The organism is Candidatus Legionella polyplacis (genome assembly GCF_002776555.1).
GTDB classification, from domain to species: domain Bacteria; phylum Pseudomonadota; class Gammaproteobacteria; order Legionellales; family Legionellaceae; genus Legionella_E; species Legionella_E polyplacis.
In genome coordinates this window covers 466596-490584 of record NZ_CP021497.1, presented here as the reverse complement: position 1 = coordinate 490584, position 23989 = coordinate 466596, and the positions used below count along the sequence as shown (strand labels likewise).

Here is a 23989-nt window from a genome sequence, read left to right as displayed (position 1 = left end):
ATAATTAACAGCGTTATTGTATCATGATAACTAATACATTTTCAAGATACTTACAAAATAAAATATAAATATCAATATATAAAAAATTAATTTTTATATTTTATTTTATCAATAAATCCTATATTAACACATTCATTCTTATTGTCTCAAACAAATGTTTTTATAATAAAAATCTAGAAATACTTCATCAATTTTTATCAAATGAAAATGACTTTAAAGTACCTTTAGGCAGTAATACACTAACTGATTGTTTTTGTAAATAAATTTCTACACCATCAGAAATCATAACTTTTATATAATCCGAACTTGTTAATTGAACTATTTTTCCTAAAATTCCATTTGAAATAATAACTTCATCCCCTTTTCTTAATTTACCAATCATATCTCTATGTTCTTTTGCTCGTTTATATTGAGGCCTAATAATAACTAAATAAAATAAAATAAATATACCAACAATCATTAACAATGAAAAAATACTATCACGAGATGATGCCAATGAACTAGATTGATATGAAGCAAATGCTTTATGGATAAGTATCATAAGAACAAATTATCTCCTATTTTTCATATTTTAATAAAACAAAATACATATTCAAAAAAATAAACACACTAAATAAACCCATATTAATTATTATAAAAACAACAATGTATATAATAAAAAATATCTCTATTACTAAAAAAATCAGATTATTAAAAACCCTAACATATAACAATTAAAATAGAATACATAATAAACGATATTTAAAACTTATATTTTACTTTAAAAATAAATAAAACAGATCTATACGTATAAATTTCTATATATATTATTTTTAAAATTATGGAGATGGCGGGATTTGAACCCGCGTCCGAAATCTTTTTATCTTTAGCTCTACATGTTTATCTTATTTCTTTAATAAAATTATAAGTTATTTAATAAGCAAAATTCTTATAAAATTTGTTCACTTATTTAATTTTTTTACTATTGAACAATAAAATGTAAAAAAACTAGCTTATTTATAATTTATAATATCATTTAGCATAAACAAGCAAATATCATAATGATATACCACATTAACCATATGTAAAAATATAATTAAATTAAAATAATCATATTACACATATAGGGATATATGAAAGTACATATACAATAAACTGATAAGTAAAATTTAACTTAAGCAGCCATAGACATACTTGTATATGAAGTATCATCTTTTGCACTTTTTTGTAAGAATGTTTTACGAGTATTCCTTCTCGACATGCACTTATAAGATTATTTTAGATTACGTCTAATCCAATCATCCCCCTTTTTTAAATATAAAAATTAAAACTACATATTTATAAAATAATACTCACCAATTATAAAACTTTTAATATTATAATAAAAATATAAAACTATCTCCAATAAAACTTAATTAATATTCCTAAATAAAATACTAACAAAAATTAATAAACTCTCATTACAAAACCTTTATAAAAAAATAATCTCACTTAACACTATTTAGAATAAAATAACATATATTTTAAATATATCCAATATATATAATCTTTTTTTATTTAAAAGTAAATATTTAAAACAAACTATTACTTAAAACTAATCTACTAAAAATATAATTCAATATAAATTATTAAAACATATATAACACTACTTCACTTTAAAAAATACATATTATCTTTCTTAAAAATCAAATTACTATCAAACAAATATTTAAATTTTAATTAATAATCCTATTAAACTTATAAATTTAAAATAAATAATTAAAAATTAAATGGTATAAAATTACTTGAACATCTCAATTTTAAATTATACAATTGAAATTAATAAAATATATTGTAATTTTTATAAAGTTATTTATATATAATTATATTAACTAAAAAATAATAGTTTTAAAAAAATCAAAAACTTTACAAATAATCTAAATTATTAACATTTTTATTTTAAAAAAATAATCCTTTTCCTTAAAATAAACATTTTATATCATGAAACATTTTAAAAATCTAGCTAATGCTATAAGATTTTTGAGTATAGATTCCATAGAAAAAGCAAAATCTGGACATCCAGGAACACCATTAGGTATGGCTGATATTGCCACAGTTTTATGGAAAAAATTCTTAAAATATAATCCTAAAAATCCATTATGGTTTAATAGAGATCGATTTATTTTATCTAATGGACACTGTTCAGCATTATTATATTCTTTACTACACATAACCGGATATAATCTATCTATAGAAGATTTAAAAAAATTTCGTCAGTTACATTCGAAAACACCTGGACACCCAGAATATTCAAAAACACCAGGAATTGAAGCAACAACTGGTCCATTAGGACAAGGAATAGCTATGGGAATAGGAATTGCTATTGGAGAAAAAAACTTATCTGCAACATTTAATAAACCAAATTTAAATTTAATTGATCACTACACTTATATATTTGCAGGAGATGGATGTCTAATGGAAGGAATTTCTCATGAATCATGTTCATTAGCTGGAACTTTAGGATTAAATAAATTAATTTTATTTTATGATCACAATAATATTTCTATTGACGGAAAAGTAAAAAACTGGTTTCAAGACAATACTAAAAAAAGATTTGAATCTTACAATTGGAAAGTTATAGGACCAATAAATGGACATAACATAAAAGAAATCATAACAGCCATTCAAATAGCAAAATCAGAAACAAAAAAGCCTAGTATTATTATTTGTAAAACAATTATAGGATTTGGATCACCTATTGCAGGAAACAAAAAAAGCCATAGTAATCCCCTTGGAAAATATTATATAAAACAAACAAGAAAAACACTTAATTGGACATATCCACCATTTTTTATACCAAAGCATATATATGAACAATGGAATCATATTAAAAAAGGAGAAGAGGAAGAAAAAACCTGGATAAATATATGCAATAAATATAAAAAAAAATATAAAAATGATTATTACGAATTTTTACGTCGTATAAACAAAAAATTACCAAAAAAATGGAAATTTTTTAAAAAATCTTTAATAAAAAATCATATATCCAAAAACAAATATAAATATCAATCCACAAGAAATATATCACAAAAGTGTATTCAAAACCTTACAAAAATACTTCCAGAAATATTTGGAGGATCTGCAGATTTAACTGAATCTAATAAAACAGGATTTCAAAACAAAAACACAATAAATAATAATAATTTTCCAGGAAATTACATACATTATGGTGTTAGAGAATTTGCCATGGCAGCTATTATGAATGGATTATCTTTGTATGGAGGACATATTCCATATGGAGGAACATTTCTAACATTTTCAGATTATGCAAAAAGTGCAATACGTATGAGTGCATTAATGAAACAACATGTTATTTATATATTTACTCACGATTCTATTGGAATTGGAGAAGACGGTCCAACACATCAACCTATTGAACAAATTTCTATGCTACGTAACATACCAAACATAGAAATCTGGAGACCATCTAATTCAATAGAAACTATTATTGCTTGGATTGAAATTATAGAACATCATTCAGGACCATCTTGCCTAATTCTATCAAAGCAAAAATTACCAGAATTAAAATATAACAATATGAATATAAATAACATAAAAAAAGGAGGATACATTGTAGATAATACATATAAAAAAATAGATGTAATTTTATTATCTACAGGTTCAGAATTACAACTAGCTATTTCTACAAAAAAACAACTACAAAAATTGGGATATAATATAAGAGTAGTTTCTATGCCTTGTTGTGAACGTTTTTTATTACAAAAAAACATGTATAAAGAATATGTATTACCAAAATTCATAAAAAAAAGAATAGCTATAGAGGCTTCTACTACATTTTATTGGTATAAATTTATTGGATTAGACGGATTAATAATTGGAATAAATGAATTTGGTATATCTGCTCCAGAAAAACAAATTTTTACACATTTTAAATTTACTATAAAAAATATTATACATAAAGCAAAAAAAATATTGGAGAATTAAAATGATTCGAATCGCCATAAATGGATATGGACGAATTGGAAGATGTATTTTAAGAACTATCTTTGAAAGTAAAAAAGAACATAAATTTAATATTATTGCCATTAATGACTTGACAAATATTAAAACAATCGCACACTTAACAAAATATGATTCAACCCATGGAAAATTTAAATATCCAATAAATTTTAATCACAAACACCTATTAATTAAAAATCATGCTATTATATTTTTTTCTGAGAAAAACCCTATAAATCTTCCTTGGAAATCATTAAACATAGATTTAGTCTTTGAATGTACAGGATTATTTACAAATAAAAAACAAGCAAAACAACATTTATTAGCAGGTGCGAAAAAAGTTATTATCTCTGCACCTAGTAATACAGCTGATGCCACTATAGTTTATGGAGTTAATCACAAAAAAATAAAATCAACAAACAACATTATATCTAATGCTTCATGCACAACAAATTGTTTAGCTATTTTAATAAAACCATTACACAAATTTATAGGAATTCAAAAAGGATTAGTAAATACTATACATTCTTACACACAAGACCAACATTTAATTGATAATATACATAATGATCTATGTAGAGCAAGATCGGCAACACAATCAATTATTCCAACTAAAACAAGTGCTATAAAAACAATAGATTTAATTTTACCAGAATTATCTGGAAAACTAGATGGATTATCCATGAGAGTTCCAACATTAAACGTTTCAGCAATTGACTTAACTTTCATTTCCAAAAAAAATACATGTATTAACGAAATACACGATATCATGTATAAAGCAAAAAATAATATTTTACATATAACACAAGAACCTTTGGTATCATGTGATTATAATCACAGTTCAGCATCAGCAATTTTTGACACAACTCAAACAAAAGTAATTAAAAACCTAATAAAAATTGTAGCATGGTATGATAATGAATGGGGTTTTTCTAATCGTATGATCGATACTGGAAATTATTTATTTAAATTAATTAAAAATTAAACCTTATGATAAAAAAAATAATTAAAATTAATGATATAAACTTTTTTCAAAAACGAGTAGTTATTAGAGAAGATTTTAATGTGCCCATCAAAAATAATATAATTATCGATGATCAACGATTAAAAGCCGCTATACCTACTTTAAAAAGTATTTTAAAAAAAGGAGCTTCCGTTATTGTTTTATCTCACTTAGGAAGGCCAAAAGAAGGTAAATTTGATAAAAACTTTTCTTTAAAACCTATTGTTAAATATTTCAAAAAAAAATTAAATTATTCAATATCATTTGTCAATAATTACTTAAACAAAAAAATTCATACAAAACCAAAAGAACTAACTATTTGTGAAAATGTACGATTTAATATTGGAGAAAAATCAAATAACAAATATTTAGCAAAACAATTATCTAATTTAGGAGAAATATTTATTATGGATGCATTCGGAGTTGCTCATAGAATACACGCATCAACATATGGAATAGCAAAATATGCTCGTATAGCTATAGCCGGACCTTTATTAATAAAAGAACTTACAACATTACAAAATATCTTTAAAAACTTAAAAAAACCAATAATTACTATTATTGGAGGAGCAAAAATATTTAACAAACTAGAATTTTTAAAAAAAATCGTAACACGCACCAATTATTTAATTTTAGGAGGATGTTTATTAAACATATTTACTAAAACTAAAATATTACAAACAAAAATATCTTCATATAAAAAAAAATTACTTAAAGAAACTAAGCTTATAACAAAACTTTCTAAAAAAAACAAATGTAAAATTCCATTTCCAATAGATGTTATAATAAATAAATCATTTTTAAATACAAATTTAACATACAATAAAGATATTACAAACATAAATACCGACGATATTATCATGGATATAGGACCAAATACAATTAATCGTTATATTAATTGTATTAATAAAGCCAAAACTATTATATGGAATGGACCACTAGGTGCATTTGAATATCCACAATTCGCATATGGAACAAAAAAAATAGCAAAAACCATTGCCAATAGTTCTGCACTATCTATTATTGGAGGAGGAGATACAATAAATGCAATTAATCAATATAATTTATCAAAAAAAATTGATTATATTTCTACAGGAGGTGGAGCATTTATTTACTATTTTATAGAACAAACATTACCAATAATATCTATATTAGAAAATAAATTAAAAACAAATACTTAATAAAAAAACTTATTAACAATAATAAATACTTAAAAACATATGTCATCACCAATAATAATAAAAAGACATAAAAAAATTATTATCAATGGAGCAAATGGAAAAATGGGTCAAATTGTATGTTCCGCTATAAAAAATAATCCTAATTTTATTTTATCCGCAAAACTAACAAAAACTGATAACCTAGAAAAAACAATAAAAAAAACAAATGCAAAAATCGTTATTGATTTTACAAACTCAAATTCTGTATATAAAAATACATTAACTATTATAAATAATAATGCCCATCCTATCATTGGAACTAGTGGACTAACTAATGAACAAATAAAAAAATTAAAAACTATATGTAAAAAAAAAAAATTAGGAGGATTAATTGTTCCAAATTTTTCTATTAGTTCTATTTTAATGCAATATATAACACGAAAAATAACAAATTGGTTTAAAGAAATTGAAATTATAGAGATGCATCATAAAAATAAAAAAGATATACCATCTTATACTGCAATAAAAACTGCAGAAATTATAAAAAATAGTTTCTTAACAAAAAATAAAAAAAACCTTACTTTTAATTACAAAATATCTAATAAATGTAACAAAAAAATAAATCCTATTAAAAGAATACCTATTCATTCATTAAGAATGTCAGGAATACTATCCTGTCAGCAAATAATTTTTAGCAATATTGGTGAAACACTAACAATATCACAAAATAACATAAATAGAAAAAGTTTTTTACCAGGAATAATCTTATCCTGTCAAAAAGTATCTAAATTAAAATCATTACATTTAGGATTAGAAAAAATTCTTATAAAAAATAAATACTAATCACTTAATAATACATTTAATTTTTCTATATCATATAAATTTTAATCTATAGATTCATTGCAATTATATAAATAATATAAAAAAACTATTAATTTACTAATGTTAGCAATATTTTTTTTTTAAAAAAATCTATTTTTAACTTGAATAAATTAAAAAATCAATAGATAATGTTTATAACTTTAAAAAAATAAAAATTCATGAATCAAGCAATTATTTTTATAAATAAACATCCAATACTATTGTTACTATTAATAATAATAGTTATATCTATTCTAATTAATGAAATTAAAATAAAAAAAAATCAGCCACAAAGAATAAACCCAAAAGAATTAATTCAATGGATTAACTATAATAATGCTACTATCATTGATTTAAGAAATGAAAAATCATTTAAAAATGGACACATTATTAATTCCATAAAAATCCAATTTAATCAAATAAAATTTGAAGAAAAAAAATTAGAAAAATATAAAAAAAAACCATTAATTTTAATATGTTCTAACGGATTAACATCTATGAAAATAGGAATGCAACTTAAAAAAAACGGATTTTCAAAAATCATGATTTTATCTGGAGGAATATCTAATTGGACTAATCATAAACTACCATTAATAAAAAATTATATAAAATAAATAATAAAAAACATTAATTTATGTAAAAAAACACTTGACAATATTAATTTAACTTGAATGTAAAATATATAAAAAAGAATAATTTTAAAATTAAATACTTACAATGTTAATAAAAAATACTAAATGTTATTTAGTAATAAAATAAAATCGTATTTCTATGCCGATACTAAAAGACGATAACAAACAATATAATAACCAAAATATACAATTAATTATACAAAGAATCTATATCAAAGATTCATCTTTTGAATCTCCAAATACTCCATTAATATTTAAACAACAATGGGAACCTAAAATAACAATAGACTTAAATACCCATTACTCAATGTTAGAAAAAAATATATATGAAGTCACACTTATATTAACCGTTACTGTAAAAAATAAAAATATCATAGCTTTCATATCTGAAATAAAACAAGCTGGAATTTTTCTTATAAATAAAAAAATAAAAAATAAACAACATTTAAACTATATATTAAAATGTTATTGTCCTAATATTTTATTTCCATATGCTAGAGAAGCTACTTCATCTCAAATAACCAAAGGAAGTTTCCCTCAATTAATATTATCACCTATCAATTTTGATAATTTATATTTACAAAATCTTAAAAACAATAAAAATCAATAATAAAAATTATTATTAAAATCTATTTATTTCTCTTATGAAAAAAAAAACTATAGCTGTATTAGGTTCTGGAGCATTTGGAACTGCTATTGCTATTCATTTATCTCGTAATAAACATAAAGTAATGCTTTGGAGTCAAAATTCTGATCATATAAAAAGTATGTGCAAAAAACACCGTAACATAAAATATTTACCAGAAATCCATTTATCAAATTTAATTATTCCAACCAATAATTTTAAAAAATGTTTAAAAAAATCCGATGAAATAATAATAGCTATACCAGCAAATGGATTTATCAATATAATAAATAAATTTACAAAACCTCCCAATAAAATATCATGGGTCACTAAAGGAATTGATCCAATAAGCAATAAATTATTTAGCGAAATTATACTCTCAAGATGGGGAAAAAAATTTCCCATAGGAATAATAGCAGGACCTTCTTTTGCAAAAGAATTTGCACATTCCTTACCAACAGCTATGATAATAGCAAGCAACAATATCAAATACCAAAAAATACTAAAAAAATTATTACATCATAATAACTTATATATTTATAGCAGCAAAGATATAATAGGAATTCAACTATGTGGGGCAATAAAAAATATATTAGCTATCATGTGTGGGATAATAGACAAACTAAAATACGGTAAAAATGCTCGAGCTATTTTAATTACAAAAGGATTATCTGAAATGATAAAATTAGGCATAAAAATGGGAGCAAAAAAAGAAACTTTCATAGGATTAGCTGGAATTGGAGATCTAATTTTAACTTGCACCAGCAATCAATCAAGAAATTATAAATTCGGAACATATATAGGAAGAAATAAAAATATTAATAAAGCTAAATCTCTTATTTCAAATGTTATAGAAGGAATTAATAATACCAACCAAATATACAAAATTTCTAAAAAGTATAAAGTACATTTACCTATATGTGAACAAATAAATTTATTATTAAACAATAAAATTACAATCAAAAAAGCAATTTATAATATTTTTAAATATTGTTAAATATAACAATAATACTTTTATAATTTAAATAAAATTTAAAACACTTACTTAAAATCAAAATATAAATAACATTTAACAATATATCATCCCTATTTTATAAAAATTATTCATATACAAATTTTCAATAATATTTTAATAAAATTAAAATATTTTACCAAAAACTATATTTATGCCCAGAACTGGATTTGAACCAGCATGGAGTTTATTATTCTCCGAGGGATTTTAAGTCCCTTGCGTCTACCTATTTCGCCATCTGGGCTATAAAAACTTTAAGAATTACTATTATTATATAAATAAGGAGGCTGAGGTCGGATTTGAACCGACGTATACGGCTTTGCAGGCCGCTGCATAACCACTCTGCCACACAGCCACACTAATTATTTTTTTACACTATTCTACAATATAAAAAATAAAAAATATAAAAACATTTTTATAAAAATGTTAATTCTAACTATATAATTAAATAATAAATTAAGAGCGGGAAACGAGATTCGAACTCGCGACCACAATCTTGGCAAGATTGTACTCTACCAACTGAGCTATTCCCGCAAACTTTATTTCATTAAAATTTAAATTTTATATTAAAATTAACTTATGTCAATAAACTTAAATTCAAATATTGAATTAATACAATAAATATGATTAGTACTTAAAAAAACATTAAAAAAAACATTTAAAAACAAAAAATTCTTTTAAATACAAAATTACACTTTTTAAAAAAAATTTTTAATATAATCAATCATTATAATATGTCAACTGAGTCCGAACTATGATGATATATATAATCATAGACCATAATGTTAAAATCACAGAAATGTAAAGTAATATTAATCCAATAAAAAAATAAAGAGAATGAAAAGAATTAAAAAAAATTAATAAAAAAAGCGCGATCATTTGCATTAAAGTCTTTATTTTTCCAATATATCTAACTGCAATGCTAGTTCGATTACCTACTTCAGCCATCCATTCTCTTAAAGAAGATATTATAATTTCTCTTCCAATAATAATAAATGCAGGAATAGTAATATTATTTATACATTTAGACCCAACTAATAATAATAAACTACAAACTACCAATAATTTATCTGCAACTGGATCTAAAAAAGCACCAAACATTGATATTTGTCTTAATTTTCTAGCCAAATATCCATCTAAACAATCTGTAAAACTAGCAAAAGCAAAAATAATAGCCGCTAATTTATTCGACCAAAAAAATGGTAAATAAAAAATTAAAACAAATACTGGTATCAATATTATACGTATAAAAGTTAAAAAATTAGGAACATTTATAAACATATTTATTATGTAATTTATCTTTAATAAGATTAAAAAAATTAAATCAGATTTAATCTTTAATTTTAAACATTATTTATTATTTTAATAATTTTTTAAAATATTCTTATATATTTAAAAATTAAAAAATCAAATTTATTTTTTTTAAAATCTTATTTAAATATTTGTTAAATATAAAATTTTCATAAAAATATCAAATTCATTATTACTTATTTTTTCTAAATTCAATAAATATTGATTTTAATCAATATTGTAAAACAATATTAAAATACTTTCTAAAAATATATTAATCAAAGATTAACAATAAAATTACTACTACGAAATTCCTTTAATAACTTAAAAAAATTATCGTCTAATAAAGACTTAAATTGATAAAATTTTTTATCTATGGTAAAAGATATTGATTCAGCATGTAAATATAATCTATCAATAGAAAAATTTATTTTTTCTAATTTATCTAAAAATGCATTTCCATATTTTTTATCTCCAATTATAGGATGCCCTAAATAAGAACTATGAACTCTAATTTGATGAGTTCTTCCAGTTTTTGGAATAATTTTTACCAAACAAGCATTTTGATAATTTTCTAATAAATAAAACACTGTTAATGAAGGTTTACCTAATCTTTTAGAAATAATAATTTTTCTTCCAACACTTGTTTTAATCTTTTTCAATCCCACATTTACACTCACCATATCTGGATGTTTCCAAGTATTTAATAGCAAAGCTAAATAAACTTTTTTAACTTTACGATCTTCCAATAATTTTCCAATACATTTTGCAATACTACGTTTTTTAGCTATTAATAAGCAGCCAGAAGTCTCTTTATCTAATCTATGAATTAAATTAAGATAAAATAAATCTCTACGAATCTCACGTAAAACTTCAATAATCCCTACACATAATCCACTACCTCCATGAACAGCTAAATTTGATGGTTTATTTATTACTAATAATTGATCATTTTCAAAAATCACACTTTTTCTTAAATTATATTTAGTCTGATAACTAACAAACATATTTTTTTTTTTTATAAAATACACAGATGACACTTGTATCTCATCTTGATAAGAAAGGCGAAAAGAAACATTAACCCTTTTTTTATTAACTCGTACCAATCCTATTCGAATAATCTTATAAATATGACTTTTTGGAACACCTTTTAAAATTCGAATAAGATAATTGTCTAATCTTTGTCCTACAAAATCATGATGAATTATTTTATAAAATCTTAACATCTATATATTCAAAAATATTTTTACAACAAAAATATATTACATCATTAAAAAACAAAATCACTAAATTTTTAAAAAAATAAAATTCTTATGTAAAATAAAATACATTATTTTTATTTTTCTGTTATAATAAACAATGCAACATACTTAATCTGCACTTTAACTTTAACTACAATAAAAATACATTAATATTCTTATCATCACTTATTAAATCACAAATTTACAATTAATTCATACCAAATAACAATAATTAAATAATCTTTATTATAAGAAAATTATATAATACAAATATAAATTAACTAACAAATTAATAAATTTTAATAAAAATAAAATTTTTACAATCTAAAAAAATATTTAAAATAAAATAAATACATTACATGTAATGTATATAACATTTTATAAAAAAATAAAGATAAAATATTATTTTTTATAATAAAATATTTTTTAAAAAATAAAAAAATATTTTACCTTAACTAAAAAAAACTACTTTAATTAAAATATTATTATTTTCTAAATGCATCGGAGTAAATAATGGAAAAAATACTAATAAATGCAATCCAAAACGAAGAAATTAGAGTTGCACTAATTAAAAATAATTATTTATACGATTTAGACATTGAATGTCCATCAGAAACTAAAAAAAAAGGTAATATATATAAAGCAATAATTACACGTATAGAACCTAGTTTAAATGCAGTTTTTGTAACATATGGATCTAAAAAACAAGGATTCTTACCATTAAAAGAAATATTACCTAAATATTTAAAACAAAAACAGAATAATAATTCTTCAAACTTTAAAGAAGAATTTAAAAAATATCCAATTCATTCTTTATTAGAAGAAAAACAAGAATTACTAGTTCAAGTAAATAAAGAAGAAAGAGGCAATAAAGGAGCTGCACTAACTACATACATAACATTAGCAGGATGCTACTTAGTACTAATGCCAGACAATCCTAAATCAAATGGAATTTCTAGAAGAATTGAAGGAGAAGATAGAGAAAATCTTAAAGAAATCATAGAAACTTTAAAAATCCCTAAAAATATGAGTATCATAATTAGAACAGCTGGATTTGGAAAAAAAATAAATGAATTACAATCTGATTTAAACATATTGTACAACCAATGGAAAATTATTTTAAAAGAATTTAATACAAAAACAGCTCCATGTTTAATACACCAAGAAGGAGATATAATTATTAGATCAATAAGAGATAACTTATATAAAACTATAAATGATATAATCATTGATAATCAATTTTCTTATATCAAAGCAAAAAAATATATAGAAAAAATAAAACCAGAACTTTTACCAAATCTAAAATTATATAACAGTAGTATACCACTATTTACTTTCTTTCATATCGAAAGTCAAATCGAAACAGCCTATCAACGAAAAGTTCTATTACCATCTGGAGGTTCTTTAATAATTGATAGAACAGAAGCTCTTGTATCTATTGATATAAACTCATCTAAATCAACTAGTGGAACAGATATAGAAGATACAGCTTTAAATACTAACCTAGAAGCAGCTCATGAAATTGCAAGACAATTAAGATTAAGAGACCTTAGTGGATTAATTGTTATCGACTTTATCGATATGTATCAAATTAAAAACCAACGAGAAGTAGAAAACTGTTTGCGCGAATCTTTAAAAACTGATAGAGCAAGAATTCAAATAGGTCATATATCACGATTCGGATTATTAGAAATGTCTCGTCAACGATTAAGATTATCTTTAGGAGAATCTTCTCAAGAAGTATGTCCAAAATGTGAAGGAAGAGGAACTGTAAGAAATATACAATCATATAGTCTATCTATATTAAGATTAGCGGAAGAAGAAGCATTAAAAGAAAAAACATTTGCAGTAAAAATTCAATTACCAGCTGAAATAGCCACTTTTATTTTCAATGAAAAACGTGAATTTATTCAAAATATTGAAAAACGTCATGAAGTAAAAATTATAATTATCTCTAGTCCTTATTTGGAAATACCTCAATATATAATTACAAAAATCTTCTATTATGAAAAAAATAAAAAATTAAATTATTCCCCAACAAAAAAAATAGACTCATCAAACATATATTCGGATTATAAATATAATAATTTTATAAATCATCCAACAATTACGTCAAAAATACCCATAACATCACAACAACAAAAAAATATTAAAAAATATAAAAAACATAAAAATTTATTAAAACGATTTTGGTATAATTTATTTAATGGTGCAAAGAAAAAAAATAACAATATTAAACAAAATAATATTAATATTACTACAAGATTATAATTATAATTTTTTTTATAATTTTAATCATTATAAATACTATACTAGAAAATCTTAAAAATCTTAAAAAAATCAAATTCATCAAAATAAATACATTTTAAAATGTACATAAAACCAAAAAAAATACTATAAATTATTTCATTTAAAACAAAAATCTATAAATAATCTCTTTGTAAAATCTCTGCAATTTGTACCATATTAGTAGCAGATCCTTTTCTTATGTTATCTAAAACAATCCATAGATTTAATCCATAAGGATTTGCAATATCATTTCTAACCCTACCAACAAAAACTTCATCTTTCCCAATAACATGAGAAACTGGAGTAGGATACTTATTATAAGATGCACCATCAATCAACTTTATTCCAGATGATTTTTTTAAAATACGCTTAGCTTCATCTGCACTCAATAAATGTTTAAGCTCTAAATTTAACACTTCAGAATGTCCATATAGAACAGGAACACGAACAGCAGTGGGATTAATAAATATATCTTGATTTCCTATTATTTTTTTAGTTTCCCAAATCATTTTCATTTCCTCCAATGTATAACCATTTTTACAAAAATCATCAATATGAGGTATAACATTAAATGCAATTTGATAAGGATAAATAATTGGCTTATTAATAGGATATCCATTTAGCAATAACTTAACTTGAGTAATTAATTCATTAATAGCTTTCTTCCCACTTCCAGAAACTGACTGATAAGTAGTTACATGAACTTTATGAACTCCAACAGTATCAAGAAACGGTTTTAACACTAAAGCCATTCCTATTGTTGAACAATTAGGATTTGAAATAATTCTTCTTGAAATATATTTATTAATACAAAAACTATTAATTTCAGGAACAATAAGAGGAATATCTTCATCATATCTATAATATGAAGAATTATCAATAACAATAGAACCTGAAGCAACAGCCATAGGAACAAAATTCTTAGAAACAAAACTTCCACATGAAAAAAAAGCAATATCCACTTGAGAAAAATTAAAAGATTCTAAGTTTCTCACAATCAATTCATGTTTCTTAAAAAAAATTTTTCTTCCTAAAGAATGTTTTCCAGCTAAAAGATAAATATTATTTATAGGAAACTTCCTTTCTTCTATTATAGATAAAATCATTCTTCCTACTATTCCTGTAGCTCCAACAATAGCAATATTTAACTTTTTCATTGTAAATAAAAAATATAAAATACTTCTAAAAAAATAATAAAATTACTACTAACACAAAAAAATAAATTTATAATTTTTTACTATTAAAATAAAAATTTTCTTTACCTTATAAAAAACAATTATTTTTATCCTCAAAATAAAAATTTTTTTATATAGTTTCATATTTTACAATTAAAAATTTTCACCAAATCTTTTTTAGTAAATAACAATACACCAGTTCCTCCTAACTCCAGGTTAACATTTATAAAAGATATTTTTGGAAAAGTATTTATTAATTTTCTATACTTATCTCCAACTTCAATAAATAACATTCCATTTTTAGATAAATATTTATAAGCATTCACTAAAATTTTTTTTATAATATAGAAACCATCATCGATACATTCTAAAGCTATTTTCGGTTCATATCTATATTCCATTGGTAATATACTCATTTGATTTTTTCCAACATAAGGAGGATTAGAAATAATTAAATCATATTTAATTTTTGGAACATTACACCACAAATCAGATCTAATAAAATTAATACGATCACATAATCGATGTTTTTTACAATTAATCTTAGCAATCTCTAATGCTTTTTCAGAAATATCTACAGCATCAATAATGGATTTAGAAAATATATAACAACAAGATATTGCTAAACAACCACTACCAGTACAAAGATCTAAAATAGATTTTACTTTTAAAGTTTTTACCCAAGGCAAAAATTTTCTATAAAATAAAGATACCATGGGTGAACGTGGAATAAACACGTTTCTATCAACATAAAAAAGTAAACCATAAAAATAAGATCTCTTAATTAAATAAGATACCGGAATTCGATTAACAATTCTTTTATTTATATTGTTAAGAATTTTTTTTTTTCTTTAAATGTAACAACAGTTTGCAAGATAATTGGATTTATACTTAATGGCAAATTCAACGTTCCTAAAACTAATAATAAAATATCATCCCAAATATTGCTTGTGCCATGACCAAAACAAAGTGGATACATACTAGCATTATGCAATCCAAAATTAATAAAATCAATAATTCTTTTTAAAAAAGAACTTCTATTATATACCATGATCTATACAAGTCCTTTAAATATTAAAAAATCAATAAACCCAAACTAATAATAAACTAAAATATATTATATTCATACAAAAAATAAATATAAATAAAAATCAAACTTAATATAAACTACTTTAATAATTTATATATAAAAATAAAACAATCTACTACTTTTAAAGTATATATCTAGCTAAATCATAATTTTCAATCAATTTTCCTAAATACTTTCCTACATACTCTGAATCTATATAAATAGTTTCTCCAGATTTATCGCTAGCCTCAAAAGAAATAACTTCTAATAAACGTTCCATTACTGTATATAATCTACGAGCACCAATATTTTCAGTACATTCATTAACTTTCCATGCAACTTCTGCAATTTGACGAATTCCAGAAGATTTAAAAACCAACTTTAATCCTTCAGTAGCCATCAAAGCTACATATTGTTCAGTTAAAGAGCAATTTGGTTCTATTAATATCTTTTCAAAATCTTTTATACTTAAAGCTTTTAACTCAACTCTAATTGGCAATCTTCCTTGTAATTCTGCTATAAGATCCGAAGGCTTTGATATATGAAATGCTCCTGATGCAATAAATAATATATGATCAGATCTAATCATTCCATATTTTGTAGAAACTGTAGTTCCTTCTAATAAAGGCAATAAATCTCGTTGAACACCTTCTCTAGAGATATCACTACCACTGCTAGAATGATCAATTCTTTTAGCTACTTTATCTATTTCATCTATGAACACAATTCCATTCTGCTCCACACTTTCTATTACACGACTCTTAATATCTTCTTCATTAACTAATTTAGAAGCTTCTTCTTCTCTTAATAACTCCATGGCCTTAGAAATTAACAACTTCCTAGATTTAGTACGTGTACTTCCAATTTGCTGAAATATAGATTGTAATTGATTCGTCATTTCCTCCATTCCAGGAGGAGCCATAATTTCTATACCAACATTTGAAACAGATAATTCAATTTCTATCTCATTTTTATTTAATTTTCCTTCTCTTAATTTATCTCTAAAGATTTTACGAGTTGTAGATTCCTTTTCATTACTTGATGGCGATATAGAAGAATTTTCCACATCAACATTACTAACACTGTTTTTCTTATCTCCTCTAGCTGGTGGCAACAAAACATCTAAAATTCTTTCTTCAGCAGCAATTCTAGCTAAATGTTCAACCTTCTTCATAGCTATTTCTCTTTCTTGTTTAAAAGCAATAATAGCTAAATCACGAATAATAGAATCTACATCTCTCCCAACATATCCTACCTCAGTAAATTTACTTGCTTCTACCTTTATAAAAGGTGCTTTTGCCAATTTAGCCAAACGTCTAGCAATTTCTGTCTTTCCAACACCAGTTGGACCTATCATTAAAATATTTTTAGGCATAATTTCATTGCGTAATGTTAAATCTGAAATTTGCATACGACGCCACCGATTTCTTAATGCAAGAGCTACGGAACGCTTAGCTTCATCCTGTCCTATAATATATTTATCTAATTCTTGAACAATCTCTTTAGGTGTCATAATTCTTTCATTTATCATATCATTATTCATAATAATCAATCACTTAACTCTTCAATAGTCAAATTTTCATTGGTATAAATACATATATTACTAGCAATCAACAAACTTTTTTCTACTATACTACGAGCAGATAAATTTGTATTTTCTAACAAAGCATAAGCAGAAGCCTGTGCAAATGGACCTCCAGATCCAATAGCAATTATACCATTATCTGGTTCAATAACATCACCATTTCCGGTAACAATTAAAGATAATTCTTTATCAGAAACAGTAAGAATAGCCTCCAAACGTCTAAGTATTTTATCAGTACGCCAATCTTTTGTTAATTCTACAGCAGCTCTTAATAAATGTCCTTGATGCATTTCAAGCTTTCTTTCAAATCTTTCAAATAAAGTAAAAGCATCAGCTGTAGCACCAGCAAATCCAGCTATTACTTTATCTTGATACAATCTTCTTACTTTTCGTGCATTAGCTTTCATAACAATATTACCCATTGTTACTTGACCATCACCACCAATTACTACTATATTATCTTTTCTAACCGATAAAATAGTTGTTCCATAATACTGATCCAAATTATCAACCTCATAAATAAAAAATTTTTTCTATAAAACCTAATTCTAAAATAATCTTAAAATCATTAAAATACCGTACCAATTAATAATAAAAACATTAAACAACATGCTGATACTATCATATCAATATAACATCATTCAACCTTAAAAAACTTATAATCTATCAACCAAATAAAACTTATTAAATAAATGATATACCATGCATTAATGGACCAACATTTAAATACTCTGCTATACTTTGACCAATATCTGCAAATGTATCACGACGACCAATAAAATTGCTTGATATTCTTGGCCCAAAACCTAATATCGGAATATGCTCCCTAGTATGACCAAATCCAGAAAATGTAGGATCACAACCATGATCAGATACAATAAACACCAGATCATCTTCACGTAATACAGAAAATAACTCTGGCAATCTAGAATCAAATAATTCCAATGCATTTGCATAACCAGCAACATTTCTTCTATGACCATAAACAGAATCAAAATCAACAAAATTAGTAAATATCAAACTTCCATAAGATGCTGATTTAATAGCATTTAAAGTAGCATCAAATAACATCATATCATTTTTTTTCTTAATTATTTTAGTACATCCACGATTAGAATAAATATCACCAACTTTTCCAATAGCAATAACCTCCCTATTCTCTGCTTTTAAAACGTCTAACAATGTAGATTCAGGTGGTTCACTAATATAATCACGACGATTTTCCGTTCTAAAAAATGAACCAGGATTCCCAGAAAATGGTCTAGCAACTACTCTACTAATATTATATTTATCCACTAATATTTTTGCAATTTTACAAATATCATAAAGCTGTTTTATATTAAAAATATCCTCATGAGCAGCAATTTGAAATATACTATCATCAGATGTATAAATAATAGGTTTTCCTGTACGCAAATGCTCTTCACCAAACTCTTTTATAATTTCAGTGCCAGAAGAATGTTTCTGACCTAAAACCCCAGGTAAATTACCATGTTTGATAAAATCACTAATTAAATCTTTAGGAAAACAAGGAATAGTATTTGGAAAATATCCCCATGGAGAAATAGTTGGAACTCCTGTTATTTCCCAATGCCCACTAGGAGTATCCTTTCCAAAACTTTTTTCAACAGCATATCCATAATATCCTAATGGTTTATTTAATGTAGATAAATCTATTAAATCTATTCCAGAACTTGCAACAGCAGCATGATATATCCCTAATTTTGATAAATTTGGTATATTTAATTTACCACTTCTAACACCTAAAAGATCTGCTTTTCCACTAGAACAAGCTATATGAATATTCCCAAAAGTATTAGAACCTTGATCATTATACTTATTGGCATCTAAACTTTCCCCTATACCTAAAGAATCTAATAATAATAAACATACTCTTCTTAAAAACATGTTATCTCTCCTCTAACAAATTATAATTAACATCTTTTAAACCAAACAAAATAAAAAAAGCCATAATTATTCCAAAAGGAATAATTAAAACTGCATAACGATAATCTTCTATAGAATAAAAAAACGTAGATTTCAAACATCTTATTTTTTGATAATGCATTAATAAAAAACTAAATATATTTTGATATATAACATAACTACCTTGAGTAATGGTAGAAACTACACTAACTGACATAGTAGAAATTTCTAAATCACATAATTCAGATACGAAAGCATAACTTATAATTTGTGATGCAGTAAAAAAACCTAATAAAAAAAATAATAATTTCATTTCAAACAATGAAACAGGATAAAATAAAATAAATAAAGAAACTATAAAAGACAATACAGCACAAATTCTCATAACTATAATACGAAGTTTTAACATATCTGATATCCAACCTATAACTGGACTACCAAAAATAATACCTAAAAACAACATAGTATTAATACCAGAAGCAACCTCTTTAATAACATTCATCCTTTGCATTAAATAAATAGTTCCAATCATTGCTCCAAATATAGCGACAACCATATTCATTAAACTAGTATATAAAGCAGCCCTTAAAATATAAAAATTACAATATACTTTTTTTAAAGTATAAAAAAAAGAAACATTATTTTTTCTAAAACCATTTTTAATATCTTTTCTATCAATAATGCCTAAATACATAATTAATAATATAAATACACCAAACCAAGCTACAATTAACAAAGTATTTCTCCATCCAAATCTAATCACTAATTTTGTTAACGGATATTGAGAAAATATACCACCAACCATTCCAACAGTAACAATAAATCCTGTAGCCAAAGCCATTCTATTTGAAACAATCCAATTTGACGCAAGACGTATAGGACTTAAAAAACAAAAAGCACTTCCAATTCCCATTAAAAATCTACAAATTAAAGCTAAATAAAAAGATTTAGTACAAGAAAAACAAAAAATACTAATTATACAAATTAACATAGATAACAGAATAATTTTTTTAACTGAATATTTATTTAATATACCACCTGCAAAAGGCAAAAAACATACATTAGATACATAATATATACTAGAAAGATAAGTCATTTTATCTGCATGAATACAAAAATCTCTCATAACATTATCTGCAATTGAAGAAAACATATTACCCTGTATAAGCTCATAGAAAAAAAATAAAGAACCACATATACAAATAAACCATGGAAATAAAATTAAACTTAATTTTCCACTAAAATAAGAATTTACATTTTTTTTTACCACCTTAAACATATTTTTATATTCCTATAAACTTATTTAATCTACTAAAGACTTACAATAAGTCTCTTTTATAAAAAAAACTACAAATAACGCAATTATTAAAGATATAGGGAAAATTCTCATCGCATAAATAAAATCATAATTTAAACAACATTTAATATAACAATTTGAATGAATTTGTACTAAATAACCAAATAATACCTGTCCTATAGCTCCACCACCCATAATTATAACAGAAGCAATGCTTGTAGCCGCTCCAGTATTTAAATTAGAATTACTTTCAGAAATTAATGGACAACTAATAACCTGAGAGCTTGCAAAAAAACCTATTAAAAAAAATAATATAAATAATAAAAATTTTGATACAAACAAATACTTCATGCATAATGGAATCAACACTATGATATTCATCATAGCTCCCAAAAACATTAATGGTTTTCTACGTTTATAAAAATCTGAAATCCATCCCATTAATGGAGAACCAAATACACTTCCCATATATATCATATTAATTACTTTAACAGACTCTAATTTAGATAAATGATAAGTGTACTGCAAATATGTACCACCCCATAAAGCACACAAAACCACCAATGGTAAATTTAATAAAGATGTATATAATCCAACTAACCAATTTTGTCTGTTCTTTAAAACACTTAAAAAACATATAAATAATTTATATTTATCCAATATATTCTTATTCCTATAAATATTTGATAATTTCGGAAAATCTTGAATTGTAAAATATAACCAAAAAAATAAAAATAAACCCATCACTACATCTATATATAATGAAAATCTCCAATTAAAAAAATTATTTAACCATGTTAAAAGAATATGCGATACCATTCCACCAATAAAAGCCATCATAATAACAATACCAATAATCAATGCTCTCCTATGTGTAGGAAACCATCTAGAAATTAAAATAACACAAGACAAAAAACAAAAAGCATTGCCTATACCAGAAATAAAATAAAAAACAGAAGCAACAACAAATGAATGAGAAATTGAAAAACCAAAAATACCAAAAATACAAATTAACATAGTAATCAAAATAATTTTACGAACTGAAAAATAATCTAAAATAATTCCAGCAGGTATTAAAAATAATACATCCGCCCATAAATACATGCTAGACATCCAACTTAATTGTTCCGAATTAATTTTAAAATCACTACGTAAAAATTCATTAATTACATCAAAAATATTAAATTGAAAAAATTCATAACAAAAAAATAATCCAGAAGATAAACAAACTAACCATGATGCTAAATATTTATTTTTCTTATTAAGAAAATACTTTTTTAATATCATAAATAAACCTATGTATTATACTTAATATTAAGTATATCAAAAATTTATTCATAAATCTATTTATCTATTAACATATATTAAACTCGTATAATAAACTTATTATAACCTTATATAAAATCTATTAATTTATTACATAAAACTTAAAATTAAGTTATTAAAAATAATAAGTATTTAAATTATAAAATAACAATTCTACTTATAAAAAAAATAACTCAAAATTTTTTATATCAACAAATATAAATTTTTAATTCAATTAACTCAATTTAAACCAATAAGAAGAATTTTTTTTAGAAACACAATAAAAATAATCACTAATTGCATATCCAATAACACATGCTAGTTCATTATCAACATATAAAAGAGGAATCCTAGACCTTAACCAAGGTGGCACATTCCAATATTGAAATAATTTTTTTAACATTTTATTTTGTTTTTTCCATCTAATACATTCCCCACCAGAACGAAATTTAATGAAAATTTTGCTACCTTTAGGTATAAACAATCCATATCTAGTATGTATTACACTTAAAGTACCTAAATTTTCACCTAAAAATAAAGGATTCGGAAAATCAACCCAATATAATATTGTATTTAAATTATAACAACAATCAAATCCATTAAATAAAATATATAAATTCTCTTTATAATATCTTATACAAATATTTTTCCAACTTACCTTCACATTAATAATTTTTTTTGAACTTTTAATATTAATTGCTATAATATTAAAAATTTTTGAATTAGGAATAAAAACACCTAGATTTTTAAACCAAAAATACAAAACATTTTTTATACGTTCTATACTTAATTTTAATAAATTTTCTATTGGTATAGAAGCAAAATTTTTATATTTAGAATTTAAAATTTCAGGACAATCAATTTTAGCCAAGTCAAATAAATTATTACTAGCATCCAAACAATTGGATGCTAATCTAGATAAATTATTAACAATACCAGGCCAATGTAAAGTAATCAATGGAATAACTTTATTTCTTAAAAAATTTCTTGAAAAAATATTATTATGATTACTATCATCATCAACCCAATTCAAATTATTTTTATTAGCGTATTGTTTTAATATGTAAGATTCATATTCTAAAAAAGGTCTAACTACATATCCAAATTTTAAAGATCTTACAGAATGCATAGCAGATAAACCATAAACACCAGATCCTCTAAATAAATGTAATAACAGAGTTTCAATCTGATCATTTTTATGATGACCTAATAAAATTGCATCATTCTTTCCAAGCAAACTTAAATAAATACTATATCTAATTCTTCTTGCCATATATTCAATATTAGAAAGTTTAGTAAAATAAATATTTTTAGAAATAAATAAAATTTTTCTACTATGACAAAATTTTTTACAATGATCTTGCCAAAAATAAGAACGATCACTTAAATTATGATTAATATGTAATGCAACTAATTTAGATCTGAAATATTCTTCTGTAAATAAAGAATATAACAATACAGTTGAATCTAATCCTCCACTAAAACCTACAAATAATCTATCATATTTTTTTAAATAAGATAACCAATAAGAATTTAACAAA

20 protein-coding genes, 3 tRNA genes and 1 other RNA gene are annotated in these 23989 nt (G+C 23.4%); 8 read left to right on the top strand and 16 right to left on the bottom strand.

The window, feature by feature from the left end; genetic code table 11:
* Positions 1-187: 187 nt before the first annotated feature.
* Entirely contained in the window at positions 188-541 is a 354-nt protein-coding gene (yajC, locus tag CCU22_RS02425; RefSeq protein ID WP_100114986.1) for a preprotein translocase subunit YajC, read from the bottom strand.
* A 277-nt stretch (positions 542-818) separates the two neighbouring features.
* Positions 819-1285, bottom strand: a transfer-messenger RNA (tmRNA) gene (gene ssrA, locus CCU22_RS02420).
* A gap of 674 nt (positions 1286-1959) precedes the next feature.
* Between ssrA and tkt the strand changes: the two genes are divergently transcribed.
* The 7 genes from tkt to CCU22_RS02385 all read left to right on the top strand — a co-directional run bounded on the left by tkt (position 1960) and on the right by CCU22_RS02385 (position 9256).
* On the top strand, positions 1960-3963 hold the full coding sequence (gene tkt, locus CCU22_RS02415; protein ID WP_100114985.1) for a transketolase: 2004 nt from the start codon (positions 1960-1962) through the stop codon (positions 3961-3963).
* A gap of 1 nt (position 3964) precedes the next feature.
* The gene (gene gap / locus CCU22_RS02410; protein WP_100114984.1) at positions 3965-4963 is read left to right on the top strand and encodes a type I glyceraldehyde-3-phosphate dehydrogenase; all 999 of its coding nucleotides are present in this window, start codon (positions 3965-3967) and stop codon (positions 4961-4963) included.
* 5 nt (positions 4964-4968) lie between these two features.
* Positions 4969-6162, top strand: a complete 1194-nt coding sequence (locus CCU22_RS02405; RefSeq protein ID WP_100114983.1) for a phosphoglycerate kinase — start codon at positions 4969-4971, stop codon at positions 6160-6162.
* A gap of 39 nt (positions 6163-6201) precedes the next feature.
* Entirely contained in the window at positions 6202-6984 is a 783-nt protein-coding gene (gene dapB / locus CCU22_RS02400; protein WP_100114982.1) for a 4-hydroxy-tetrahydrodipicolinate reductase, read from the top strand.
* A 197-nt stretch (positions 6985-7181) separates the two neighbouring features.
* Complete coding sequence (locus CCU22_RS02395) at positions 7182-7616, top strand: rhodanese-like domain-containing protein (protein ID WP_100114981.1); 435 nt, start codon at positions 7182-7184, stop codon at positions 7614-7616.
* 157 nt (positions 7617-7773) lie between these two features.
* Positions 7774-8244: a protein-export chaperone SecB gene (secB, locus tag CCU22_RS02390; protein ID WP_100114980.1), complete on the top strand. Its 471-nt coding sequence runs from the start codon at positions 7774-7776 to the stop codon at positions 8242-8244.
* 34 nt (positions 8245-8278) lie between these two features.
* Positions 8279-9256 (top strand): NAD(P)H-dependent glycerol-3-phosphate dehydrogenase, encoded by a 978-nt coding sequence (locus CCU22_RS02385; protein WP_100114979.1) that lies wholly within the window; start codon positions 8279-8281, stop codon positions 9254-9256.
* 170 nt (positions 9257-9426) lie between these two features.
* Here the strand turns inward: CCU22_RS02385 and CCU22_RS02380 are convergent.
* The 5 genes from CCU22_RS02380 to CCU22_RS02360 all read right to left on the bottom strand — a co-directional run bounded on the left by CCU22_RS02380 (position 9427) and on the right by CCU22_RS02360 (position 11787).
* Positions 9427-9515 (bottom strand) — tRNA-Leu (locus CCU22_RS02380).
* 40 nt (positions 9516-9555) lie between these two features.
* Positions 9556-9626, bottom strand: a tRNA-Cys gene (locus tag CCU22_RS02375).
* A 106-nt stretch (positions 9627-9732) separates the two neighbouring features.
* A tRNA-Gly gene (locus CCU22_RS02370) sits at positions 9733-9805 on the bottom strand.
* Between the two features lie 186 nt (positions 9806-9991).
* Positions 9992-10552, bottom strand: a complete 561-nt coding sequence (gene pgsA, locus CCU22_RS02365; RefSeq protein ID WP_406564800.1) for a CDP-diacylglycerol--glycerol-3-phosphate 3-phosphatidyltransferase — start codon at positions 10550-10552, stop codon at positions 9992-9994.
* Positions 10553-10839: 287 nt separating this feature from the next.
* Positions 10840-11787, bottom strand: coding sequence for an RluA family pseudouridine synthase (locus CCU22_RS02360; RefSeq protein ID WP_100114977.1), 948 nt, complete (start codon positions 11785-11787; stop codon positions 10840-10842).
* A 528-nt stretch (positions 11788-12315) separates the two neighbouring features.
* Between CCU22_RS02360 and CCU22_RS02355 the strand changes: the two genes are divergently transcribed.
* A complete protein-coding gene (locus CCU22_RS02355; protein ID WP_100114976.1) occupies positions 12316-14073 on the top strand; it encodes an Rne/Rng family ribonuclease in 1758 nt (585 codons plus the stop codon).
* Between the two features lie 152 nt (positions 14074-14225).
* On the opposite strand, the gene CCU22_RS02350 is transcribed toward CCU22_RS02355, so the two are convergent.
* From CCU22_RS02350 to tilS, 9 genes are all read right to left on the bottom strand, one after another.
* Positions 14226-15248: an aspartate-semialdehyde dehydrogenase gene (locus tag CCU22_RS02350; RefSeq protein ID WP_100114975.1), complete on the bottom strand. Its 1023-nt coding sequence runs from the start codon at positions 15246-15248 to the stop codon at positions 14226-14228.
* Between the two features lie 158 nt (positions 15249-15406).
* The gene (gene prmB / locus CCU22_RS02345) at positions 15407-16069 is read right to left on the bottom strand and encodes a 50S ribosomal protein L3 N(5)-glutamine methyltransferase (protein ID WP_233485129.1); all 663 of its coding nucleotides are present in this window, start codon (positions 16067-16069) and stop codon (positions 15407-15409) included.
* 20 nt (positions 16070-16089) lie between these two features.
* Positions 16090-16317, bottom strand: coding sequence for a hypothetical protein (locus tag CCU22_RS02340; protein ID WP_100114973.1), 228 nt, complete (start codon positions 16315-16317; stop codon positions 16090-16092).
* Positions 16318-16477: 160 nt separating this feature from the next.
* The gene (gene hslU / locus CCU22_RS02335; protein WP_233485104.1) at positions 16478-17878 is read right to left on the bottom strand and encodes an ATP-dependent protease ATPase subunit HslU; all 1401 of its coding nucleotides are present in this window, start codon (positions 17876-17878) and stop codon (positions 16478-16480) included.
* A 5-nt stretch (positions 17879-17883) separates the two neighbouring features.
* On the bottom strand, positions 17884-18423 hold the full coding sequence (gene hslV, locus CCU22_RS02330; RefSeq protein ID WP_100114972.1) for an ATP-dependent protease subunit HslV: 540 nt from the start codon (positions 18421-18423) through the stop codon (positions 17884-17886).
* Positions 18424-18604: 181 nt separating this feature from the next.
* The gene (locus CCU22_RS02325; protein ID WP_100114971.1) at positions 18605-19828 is read right to left on the bottom strand and encodes a phosphopentomutase; all 1224 of its coding nucleotides are present in this window, start codon (positions 19826-19828) and stop codon (positions 18605-18607) included.
* Position 19829: 1 nt separating this feature from the next.
* A complete protein-coding gene (locus CCU22_RS02320) occupies positions 19830-21125 on the bottom strand; it encodes an MFS transporter (protein WP_100114970.1) in 1296 nt (431 codons plus the stop codon).
* A 24-nt stretch (positions 21126-21149) separates the two neighbouring features.
* Positions 21150-22430 carry an MFS transporter gene (locus tag CCU22_RS02315; protein WP_100114969.1) on the bottom strand — a complete coding sequence of 427 codons (1281 nt, stop codon included), beginning with the start codon at positions 22428-22430 and terminating at the stop codon, positions 21150-21152.
* Between the two features lie 253 nt (positions 22431-22683).
* Positions 22684-23988 (bottom strand): tRNA lysidine(34) synthetase TilS, encoded by a 1305-nt coding sequence (tilS, locus tag CCU22_RS02310; RefSeq protein ID WP_100114968.1) that lies wholly within the window; start codon positions 23986-23988, stop codon positions 22684-22686.
* Position 23989: the final 1 nt, after the last annotated feature.